The 9,351-nt window shown below is 48.2% G+C and carries 14 protein-coding genes and 1 pseudogene; 7 read left to right on the forward strand and 8 right to left on the reverse strand.

Going from position 1 to position 9,351, the window contains the following annotated elements:
- Window positions 1-12 precede the first annotated feature (12 nt).
- From JCM16161_RS16525 to JCM16161_RS06805, 4 genes are all read right to left on the reverse strand, one after another.
- Window positions 13-396 carry a hypothetical protein gene (locus tag JCM16161_RS16525; RefSeq protein ID WP_243670131.1) on the reverse strand — a complete coding sequence of 128 codons (384 nt, stop codon included), beginning with the start codon at window positions 394-396 and terminating at the stop codon, window positions 13-15.
- A gap of 92 nt (window positions 397-488) precedes the next feature.
- The gene (locus tag JCM16161_RS16530; protein WP_243670139.1) at window positions 489-887 is read right to left on the reverse strand and encodes a hypothetical protein; all 399 of its coding nucleotides are present in this window, start codon (window positions 885-887) and stop codon (window positions 489-491) included.
- Entirely contained in the window at window positions 830-1,192 is a 363-nt protein-coding gene (locus JCM16161_RS16535) for a hypothetical protein (RefSeq protein ID WP_243670141.1), read from the reverse strand. Before JCM16161_RS16535 ends, JCM16161_RS16530 begins: the two co-directional genes overlap by 58 nt.
- Before the next feature lie 39 nt (window positions 1,193-1,231).
- Entirely contained in the window at window positions 1,232-2,389 is a 1,158-nt protein-coding gene (locus JCM16161_RS06805) for a thiolase domain-containing protein (RefSeq protein ID WP_054855375.1), read from the reverse strand.
- Window positions 2,390-2,497: 108 nt separating this feature from the next.
- On the opposite strand from JCM16161_RS06805, the gene JCM16161_RS06810 reads away from it, so the two are divergent.
- From JCM16161_RS06810 to JCM16161_RS06820, 3 genes and pseudogenes are all read left to right on the forward strand, one after another.
- Entirely contained in the window at window positions 2,498-3,259 is a 762-nt protein-coding gene (locus JCM16161_RS06810) for an A24 family peptidase (protein ID WP_054855393.1), read from the forward strand.
- Between the two features lie 77 nt (window positions 3,260-3,336).
- Window positions 3,337-4,598 (forward strand): annotated as a pseudogene (gene hisS, locus JCM16161_RS06815) (histidine--tRNA ligase).
- Between the two features lie 31 nt (window positions 4,599-4,629).
- Complete coding sequence (locus tag JCM16161_RS06820) at window positions 4,630-5,121, forward strand: DUF151 domain-containing protein (RefSeq protein ID WP_054855394.1); 492 nt, start codon at window positions 4,630-4,632, stop codon at window positions 5,119-5,121.
- Window positions 5,122-5,127: 6 nt separating this feature from the next.
- On the opposite strand, the gene JCM16161_RS06825 is transcribed toward JCM16161_RS06820, so the two are convergent.
- From JCM16161_RS06825 to JCM16161_RS06835, 3 genes are all read right to left on the reverse strand, one after another.
- Window positions 5,128-5,466 carry a secondary thiamine-phosphate synthase enzyme YjbQ gene (locus JCM16161_RS06825; protein ID WP_243670151.1) on the reverse strand — a complete coding sequence of 113 codons (339 nt, stop codon included), beginning with the start codon at window positions 5,464-5,466 and terminating at the stop codon, window positions 5,128-5,130.
- Between the two features lie 122 nt (window positions 5,467-5,588).
- Window positions 5,589-5,966, reverse strand: coding sequence for a roadblock/LC7 domain-containing protein (locus tag JCM16161_RS06830; protein ID WP_054855395.1), 378 nt, complete (start codon window positions 5,964-5,966; stop codon window positions 5,589-5,591).
- Window positions 5,967-6,012: 46 nt separating this feature from the next.
- On the reverse strand, window positions 6,013-6,615 hold the full coding sequence (locus JCM16161_RS06835; protein WP_054855376.1) for an ArsR family transcriptional regulator: 603 nt from the start codon (window positions 6,613-6,615) through the stop codon (window positions 6,013-6,015).
- Between the two features lie 106 nt (window positions 6,616-6,721).
- Here JCM16161_RS06835 and rfbC point away from each other — a divergent pair, with 106 nt between their 5' ends.
- A complete protein-coding gene (gene rfbC, locus JCM16161_RS06840; protein ID WP_054855377.1) occupies window positions 6,722-7,288 on the forward strand; it encodes a dTDP-4-dehydrorhamnose 3,5-epimerase in 567 nt (188 codons plus the stop codon).
- A 139-nt stretch (window positions 7,289-7,427) separates the two neighbouring features.
- Here rfbC and JCM16161_RS06845 read toward each other — a convergent pair whose 3' ends face one another.
- The gene (locus JCM16161_RS06845) at window positions 7,428-7,946 is read right to left on the reverse strand and encodes a hypothetical protein (protein WP_243670152.1); all 519 of its coding nucleotides are present in this window, start codon (window positions 7,944-7,946) and stop codon (window positions 7,428-7,430) included.
- A gap of 170 nt (window positions 7,947-8,116) precedes the next feature.
- Between JCM16161_RS06845 and JCM16161_RS16540 the strand changes: the two genes are divergently transcribed.
- Genes JCM16161_RS16540 through JCM16161_RS16550 form a run of 3 tightly spaced genes read left to right on the forward strand, consistent with a single transcriptional unit; the run spans window position 8,117 to window position 9,275 of the window.
- Window positions 8,117-8,590 carry a hypothetical protein gene (locus tag JCM16161_RS16540; RefSeq protein WP_243670154.1) on the forward strand — a complete coding sequence of 158 codons (474 nt, stop codon included), beginning with the start codon at window positions 8,117-8,119 and terminating at the stop codon, window positions 8,588-8,590.
- Window positions 8,575-9,141 (forward strand): hypothetical protein, encoded by a 567-nt coding sequence (locus JCM16161_RS16545; RefSeq protein ID WP_243670162.1) that lies wholly within the window; start codon window positions 8,575-8,577, stop codon window positions 9,139-9,141. The genes JCM16161_RS16540 and JCM16161_RS16545 overlap by 16 nt, the downstream gene beginning before the upstream one ends.
- Window positions 9,129-9,275: a hypothetical protein gene (locus JCM16161_RS16550; protein ID WP_243670164.1), complete on the forward strand. Its 147-nt coding sequence runs from the start codon at window positions 9,129-9,131 to the stop codon at window positions 9,273-9,275. The genes JCM16161_RS16545 and JCM16161_RS16550 overlap by 13 nt, the downstream gene beginning before the upstream one ends.
- Window positions 9,276-9,351: the final 76 nt, after the last annotated feature.

Raw genomic sequence — 9,351 nt, forward strand, 5'->3', positions numbered from 1 at the left:
ACGGGTTATGGTTTAAACCCTCATTACTACCACGGTGCTTGCCTGCATTAGGTCGCCCCAGGCATGGGCTAGGCCCGTGTACACGGGCTTCTTCACCTGCCTCTTACCTGCCTTACCTGCTAGTTGCCAGTAGATTTCGGCCACCTTCATGACGCCGGCAGCGGCTATTGGGTTACCAACACCTAGTAATCCGCCTGATGGGTTTATTGGTAAGTCACCGTCCCTCTGGGTAACGCCCTCCTTAGTTAGTTTTGGAGCCTCACACTTCTTGGCTAGCCCAAGTCCCTCCATGTGGTGTAACTCCTTGTAGTCGAATGGGTCGTAAACCTCTGCAACGTCTATCTCCTTCCTCGGGTTTGTTATACCCGCCATTCTATAGGCCATTTGGGCAGCCACGTTGGCGTACTCAGGGAATGCCAGGTCCCTGTTGGTCCAGGAGGTTGTGTCCAGGGCCCAGCCAACACCATCAATCCAGACAGGCGTGTCAGTCAGCTCCTCGCCACATCCTCACTGGCCACCACGAACGCGGCAGCCCCATCACTCACCGGTGATATGTCGAGTAGTTGAACAGGCCAAACAAGCACCTCGCTCTTGAGTACGTCATCCACGGTTATGTTCGCAGCCACCTGAGCAGCTGGGTGGTCGAGGGCATTGCGCTTATTCTTGACACTGACCAGGGCAATATCCTCCTTCTTAACGCCGCACTTGTACATGTACCTATGCATCTCCATTGCGAATATCCAAATTAAGTTGGGCTGGAGTGGTACCTCGGTCACTGGGTCCCAAATGTACCTAAACACGGCCTGTGGATGCGGTATGTCAGCATCGCTCATCTTCTCCTCGGCAACGGCGAGGACTGTCTTACAGTGCCACTGGCCACGTGCCACCAGGCAGCTATTGGCACCATAACGCCGGTAGCACCGCCAACGAAAACCCTCATTGTCGGTTTACCAACACCGCCGGCCCCGTCAGCCAGGTACTCACCCTTCATGTGAACTCCGTCAAACGTGTCCGGTGCTGAGCCAATGACCACGCAGTCAATGTCCTTAAGCGTTAGTCCAGCCTCATCAAGCGCCTGCTTAGCCGCTATCCAGGCAAGTTCCTTTGGGGTCTCGAGCATCCTCCTCCTAAATAGCGTTAGTCCCGCACCGATTACGGCGGGCCTATGCTTAACGTAGATATTCCTACTCATGGAGTATCACCCCATGGCCTAGTTCTTAAGCATTACCGATCACCTACTCAACACAGCAACGACACTTGTTGTAGTCGGCACACCGCGCCATGAATGCACAACAGCCTTCTCAGCCCTATCCAACTGCATTCTGCCCGCCTCATTCCTCAGCTGAAGCACTGCATCAACTAGCCTGGCGAGCCCATGAACCTCAAATGGAACACCCTCACCAAGCGCGCCGCCGCTTGGGTTTACCGGGAACAAGCCATCCCTATCAAAGGCACCCTCAAGCAGTAGTTTATGGGCCTCACCAACAGGGGCAAGCTTCAGCGCTTCTATGAATTGTAACTCCTTAAAGCTATACCTCGCGTCAATCTCGGCAAAGTGGAGTTCCTTAATTGGGTCCTGAATGCCGGCCATTTTGTACGCCTCCTCGGCAGCCCTCATCGCGTGCACGGGGAATTCCCAATTATGGAATTCTAGGGATGGGTCCTCTGTAATCCAGTGAATCCCGTCAACCCACACGGGCGTGTCTGTGTACCTCCTCGCCACATCCTCGCTTGCGAGGACGACCACTATGGATGCATCGACAAATGGCGCAATGTCTAACCTGGTTAGTGGCGATACGGCATACGGCGTGTTGAGCACTTCGTCTATTGTTAGGTTAGCGCCATAACTAGCCCTCTCGTTATATAGGGCGTTCCTCTTGTCCTTGACAACCACGTACGCCAGGGCCTCCCGAGGCACATTATAACGCGACATGTACGCCTGAGCCTCCAGCGCGGCTAACGCGTGGTAGTTGGGCGTGTTTATTGTCCTTACGGTTATTGGGTCCATGGCAAAGAGCATGACGTCATGCATATTAACGATGTCACTGGGCTTTGCGTGGGACTCGGCAACGACTACGTCGAACTGCCCAGTCTTAATTAGCATGTATGCATTAGCCACGCATTGAAGTCCATCACCAGGTGTTGTGAATACAGGCTTTAACGTACCACCGATGGGCTCTGGCGCGAATTCATCGGCTATGGCTATACCCTCCCAAAAGTCCTCCTGACAGCTTGCGAAGGCATCAACATCAGTCCTTGGGTTTAAACCGCCGGCATCCTCATAGGCGCGGGTTGCGGCTTCGAACATCATCTCCCTAAATGACGCCTCCTCAACCACAGGCCTAAACCCGTACCAACCAACCCCTATAATCGCAACTCTCCTTGACATAGTAATCATAGTCCAGGAAGCCTTTTAATTTATTACCCACATCACCCATTGCTCTACTCACCAAACATTAGCCTTAATAATTCCGGTAATTCAATTAACCGTGATTCCATGGTAAATCCATACGCATTACTCATGGTGGATTACCTAGTAGTGTTGGTAGTGCAGGTTGTAGCCTCAATACAGGACTTAAGGACTAGGGAGATTAGTGATTGGACGTGGGTAATAGGCTCAATAATATGCGTACCGCTCGGCCTGTACGTAGCCATACTACTTCATCAACTAACCCTATATATCATTGGTGCGGTTGTTGGTTCAGTATTCGCATTGGCGGTGTATTGGTTAAGGGCAATGGGTGGTGCTGACTCCAAGTCAATAGCCTTCATATCAGCCTCAATACCAACATTACCCATGGCAAGCCCCGCATTAACGGTGATAAACATCACGCCGTTATCAGTGCTGATCAATTCCCTGGTAATAGCCTTAGTAATATACATACCGTATAACGTAATTCAAAACATTAGGTATGGCGGTGATTGCGAGGCCCTATCCAGGGTTAAGGGGCTTAACAGGATGATATACCTAATAACGCTCATGTGCGTGCCCGCAAATAAGGTTTTTAGGAACCCCAATAACTACGCAATATCCCAGGAACCCAATGACGGTGGTTTCCAACCGGTCATTAAGCTAGGCCTCGATGTTGAGGATCCCAGGGAATTACTAATTGAGTGGTTGTCCCAGGGGAGGATTAACGTGGATACCCCGGTACTGGTTTCATACCACATACCGTTCATAGTGCCCATAACCCTAGGCCTAATAATGTACATGGCAGTCCACGCGAACTTCCTAACGCTTGCCCTGTCCTCATTATGAACACGAAAATTTTTATTTAACCGCTATATCGGTGTTCTGTGGTATTTGACGATAAGGACTTGAGACCTGTTAGGGGAATGAGGGACTTAACACCTGAGGAGTACTACCCAATGTTGCAAATCTTTGATAAGTTGGCCAAGGTTGCTGAGTCCTTTGGTTACCTAAGGGTTGAGACGCCAGCCTCGAGCACTATGAAATACTTAAGGCTAAGGCTGGCGAGGACGTGATTAACGAGATTTATTATTTCAAGGACAAGGCGGGTAGGGAGGTGGGGCTTAGGTTTGACATGACTGTTCCCGTGGCCAGGGTCGTCTCCTACAGGGTTGATGTGCCGAAGCCCATCAGGTGGTACTACATAACGAAGGTTTGGCGTTATGACGAGCCGCAGCACGGTAGGTATAGGGAGTTTCACCAATTTGGGATTGAGTTTATAGGTTCCTCAAGTGTTAGGGCTGACGCCGAGGTCCTGGCCGTCGGTGTTGAGGCGCTTAGGGCTCTTGGTATTGGTGATTTCAGGATTAGGATAAATGATAGGAGGATAATCGACCAATTACTAGGCAGGTTGGGCATTTCTAATGAGGTGAGGCCGAGTGTTCTCAGGATAATGGATAAGAGGGGTAAGGTTCCCGATGATGAATTACTGAGAATGCTTAAGGACCTGGGGTTAAGCAGTGACGTCGCGCAGGAGGTTCTCAGACTCGCCAATACGAGTGAGGGTATTGATAAGGCCATTGACTCCTTTAGGGAATTCGGCGTAAGTGACGAGTTCATTAAGTACTACAGTGAGTTGATAGATCTCCTGGATATGTATGGCGTACGTAATTACATGGACCTGGACATGGGTATTGTGAGGGGTCTCGATTATTACACAGGCATTGTATTTGAGATGTACGTGCCAGATTATAAACTGTCCGTTGGGGGTGGCGGTAGGTATGACAACCTAATCGAGATTTACAGCGGAAAGCCAATGCCAGCCTCGGGATTTGCCATGGGCATTGAAAGGCTGCTCGAGGTCCTTGAGCAGAGGGGCCTTATTAAGCATGCTAATCCGCAAATTGATTATTACATATACGTATTGGGTAATGACAGGAATTACCTGGCGCTCGGTTATAGGTTGGCCAGTAACTTAAGGGTTCGTGGTAATAAGGTCATCGTTGACACTGGTGAGAAGAGTCTCAGGAGTGCGCTTGAGTATGCTTCGAAGGTGAACGTTAGGTACTTCGTAATAGTGGGTCCCAGGGAGGTGTCGCAGGGCTTTGTTAAGGTTAGGGATATGAGTAGTTGGAGTGAGAGGGAGGTTCCTTTGACTGAGTTCGGGATTAATACCAAGGGTGAATAAGTAAATAAAGGGGTTGTTTAGAGTTAGTATAATGGTTAGGGAGGAGAGTTCGGGTAATTCAAAGTACCTAAAGGCTGATCTTCTTGATGTAATTGAAATACCGGAGGAGGGCGTTGCATTAATGCTCTTCACAACCGAGGAGTGGGAGGATAGGGTCTTGCCCATTAGGATAGATATAACGGCATCCTTCTCAATAAAGAAGGCCCTTGGTCTCGTGGTATTCCATAGGCCATTAACCCATGACTTACTTGTTGAATTGATTAATAGGCTTGATGTAGTTGTTGAGAAGGTCACAATCGATGCCATGATTGACGGCGTCTACCTAGCCACAATATTCGTTAAGGATAATAGAACCAATGAGACATTCCAGTTGGATGCCAGGCCGAGCGATGCCACGGCAATTGCCGTGAGGCTCGGGGCGCCAATATACGTAGCTGAGCACCTAGTCGCCTACACAGAGCCCCTTGAGAATTACAGGGAATTAAGGGCTAGGTACGGCTTTAGTTTTAACAAGAACCTGTAATGACCACTACTCACCAAGGGCCACAAGGACGACCCTCCTGCTCCTGGGCCCGTCGAACTCCGCCAGGAAGACCTCCTGCCAGGTTCCACGAACGAGTTCGCCATTCACAATTGGCAATACGTAGAACTGCTTGAGGATTGATGTTAGGAGGTGGGCATCCGCATTATTATCAATTTCATTGTGGTAATAACTACCGTTAACAGGTACCAACTTCTCAAATAAATTCTCATAGTCCCTCCTTATTCTCGGTTCGTCCTCATTGGCGAATAGGGCAGATGTTGCATGCGGTAGGAAGACTAGGACTATGCCATTCCTTATGCCTGAGCCCCTGACGAAATCCTCCACCTGCTTGTTATGTTTATGACATCCCTACGCCTCCTACTTTGTATGGTTATCTCCTTAGTGACTACCTTCATAACGAATTAATAATCCAGAGCATTAGTAAAACCTTATCCCACATAATCGAGTCATTGCCTCAATTGCCTCTGAATCATAGATATGAGTCTCTCCAGCTCCAGCATTGTGAGCCCTATCGTCGAATCATCACCACCCTGCACCAAAATACCAATCGCAAAGTCCTTAAACCTCTTAATTATTATATAACCAGTACTCGCCTGAACAATCACGTGGCTAGAATCCTCATTAAGCAGCTCCTTACTAACCCTATCGCCCACGGCACTGAGTGATGCGACCATTGCGGCTACGCGGTCTGGGTCAACATCGATCCTCGATGCGTGGGCCACCAGAAGTCCATCGAGCGATGCTATGTACACGCCGCTTATGTTATCGGTACTATTTAGGAAGTCCTTAACAACCTTGCCCAGGGCTTCACTAACCTCCTCCATTACCTTATTATTCAATTCCTAGGTGAATATAAACATATCTTCCAACCTACTTCCTAACAATTATCCTCCAACCACTCCTAAACCTCTTAATCAAATCTCTCCTAACCAACTCCCTGAATAACTCAACGTAGGCCTCACTAGGCTCAGCACCTCTTAATTCAATGTTGTATTTACGAGCCAGGGACTTAATATTATTAACACAGACCTGCCTAAGTGGGCATGTTGAGCAGTAATTGCTCAGTGGTTCGCCATTAATTATCACGAGTCCGTAGAACGGGTCAATAAATGCGCCCTTGCTCATCGATATGCTGAGCATTATTTCCCCGTTAACATCACGCACATCATAAACAACGTAGATATGACCACTGGGCAAATACCTATTGCCGCTCTTAATGATCCAACCTGAGTTTAACAGTCTCCTTAAATGTCTTGATAACTTACCCCTCTGAAGATTTGTCCTTCTCATGATTTGCGTAAACGTATCATGCCCGCCTACTACGGCGAGCATGATCTCGAGGTTCGTACCATCAAGTATCACGTTAAAGTCCCTCTCCCTCATTAATACGTATTCATTGTCATACCCTGGAACTGCGCCTAGTCGCTCACCGTTAAGCGTAACCACTATTTCGGGCTTAATAACGGCATTCATTAAGTAGCGTGATCAATGACTGGTTTATTAACCAATTTCCAGAAACCATTCCACTTAAAAAGCTCATGAGGTACTACTTATTAATTATATTTGCTACGACTTAGGCATGCCCTTTAAGAACTTTGTTAGGCTTGAAATACCCGACGTAATACTCGTGGAACCCGTAGTCTTCCCGGACATCAGAGGCTTCTTTGCGGAGCTCTACAAGAGGACTGATTTCCTAGCTGGCGGCGTGCCTTACGACTTCGTCCAGGTGAGCCTAAGCAGGTCAAGGCGTGGTGTTGTCCGTGGTCTGCACTATCAGCTTAAGCCCATGGAGCAGGGGAAGCTGGTCACCGTGGTTAGGGGTCGCGTGGTTGATGTGGCTGTCGACGTTAGGAGGGGTTCGCCGTGGTTTGGTAAGTACGTTATGGTCGAGTTATCCGCCGACAACCCAAGGCTTCTCTGGATACCTCCTGGCTTCGCACACGGCTTTCAAGCACTTGAGGATGATACACTATTCCTGTACCTACAGACGAAGGAATACAGCCCGCAGCATGAGAGGTGCGTTGCCTGGAATGACCCTGAGATAGGAATACCATGGCCTATTAGGGAGGGCGTGATAATCAGCGAGAAGGATAGTAAATGCCCGCCGCTTAGGCAGGCCGAGACAAACTTTGACTACCCAATATGATCAGCCTCACACGCGTCAGCATCGAATAAGCCACTGCGCCTCATCACACTAAGACTTATTATGCTCTTGACTTAAATTTAAGTAGTGTGATGAGTTGAACCCACGCAGATTAATGACGACGCCTAAACCGGCTGATTCACTACTCCTTAATGATTATTATTGGATCGCCAAAAACCGAGTAATGCCTATTCCACTTATCCCTTAGGGCTACATTCAGTTCTGGGTCTAGGTGAGGCTTTATCGTCCTAATGAACCTGGCTATTGAATCCCTCTCGTGAATGACCAGGTAAAGCTTCCCATCATTACCTGGAAATACATTGCCATTAATACCCAGTAGCTTTAATACAATCCTTAACGCAAGCCCAAAGGACTTACTCGGTATCCTAATGCTAAGTACGAGGTTAGGCATGTCAAGCCCCGGCTCCGGGTCAATCAATTCCCCGTAAAAGTCATAAAGGCCCCTCAGCATTCTAACCCAATCATTAATATTAAGGAGCATTAACAACCTAGTTGGTCTCTGCAGGACCTTACCAACCTCATTGCATACCCTATCCGTCGCATTTACCGTATTATTAACCACGGCGATCCCAGTTTCTAATGACCTGGCATAGTCGACAGCATCGGAAAAGCCTCTATGCTCCTCCACCTCACTGAGCACTCGTTTATGAAGGCGCCGATTAAGTATGGATCCACGTAAGTAATCCCCTAAATATATGCTTTAATACACTTACTATGACGGGTAATACGCCGTATGAGCATTGAAAGGGCCATGGAAATACTGAGGAAGTACCCACTATGTGACCACTGCTTGGTAGGCTATTCGCCAGGTTGGGCACTGGGCTTAGTAATGAGGAGAGGGGTAGGGCAATTAAGGACTACCTTTTAATGAGGATTCACGAGAAAGTGCTGAACGAGGGGTTGAGCGATGAATTACTTAGTGACATTAAGGCATTGGCTATGAGCGGTCACGAACCAAGCATAAAGTTTCTAACTAACATGGGGATTAATGTATCGCCAGTTAAATGCTACGTATGCGGTGACGCCATTTTCAATAGGCTTGATGAGTGGGCCAACACCATTGCGAATAACCTGAGAATGCTTGGCGTTGAGTTTAGGTCGTTTAGGCTCGGCAGTAGGGTGCCGCTTGATATATTGAATAGGGAGTTGAGCATAACGACTGAGTTCAATATCTCGAGTGCCGAGTCCATTAAGCGTGAAATAAATAGGGAGTTGGGTAAGAGGGTCTCGGCAATACTTGGGTCCCATTCAATAGGGAGGAACCCGATGTGGAGGCCGTCATAGACATTGGCGCAGGTTCCGTGGATGTGCAGGTAATGCCAATATACATATCGGCTAGGTATAGGAAAATACGTAGGCTAATCAACAAAGGGGGGCGGGCTAGATGGCCCATTGATAAGGTGATGCAGGCATATGGGGCTCAGGACGTGGTAATACACACCGGTGGTGAAGACCCAATGGGCGCCAGGGTTCTTGGTAATGGTAGGCCAGTAATACTACAGGTTGTTAGGCCGGGCAGAAGGCCTGATGTAAGTGATGTTTACTCATTACTTAATGACTCAAGTTATGATATTATGCTCAACAATCTAACTAGGGTCAAGGCATCCGCTGTGGTTAGGATGAAGGCGAGGATTAGGGATTACGTAATTACGTATAGGGTCCTGGCAATTACAAGTAGCCCAGTCACTGATGAGAATATTAGGTCGTTACATGATTACTTCAGGAATAGGCAGGTGGTTCAGGTGTTTAGGCGTGGCCATAGGGTTAGGAGGAGGGTTAGCATGGTTTACGAGCTTGATGGCAGGGTTATTAGGGATAGCTCGTGGAACTTCTGATTAGGTGTCAGGGTAACCTATACATTAGGGGCTTTGTACATGGTGGTTATGGCAATGTTGAACCAAGCATTGCCGGGACACTGGGCTTCAGTATTAGGCCTATTGAAATCGATATACTAAGCATAAGTGATTAGTAATGAATTACGAGGCAGATACCTTGGTCTCAGTGGACTGGGTCTTGAACGGAACCTTATTTTGTTTATTTTTGTT

This window comes from Vulcanisaeta sp. JCM 16161 (assembly GCF_001316285.1).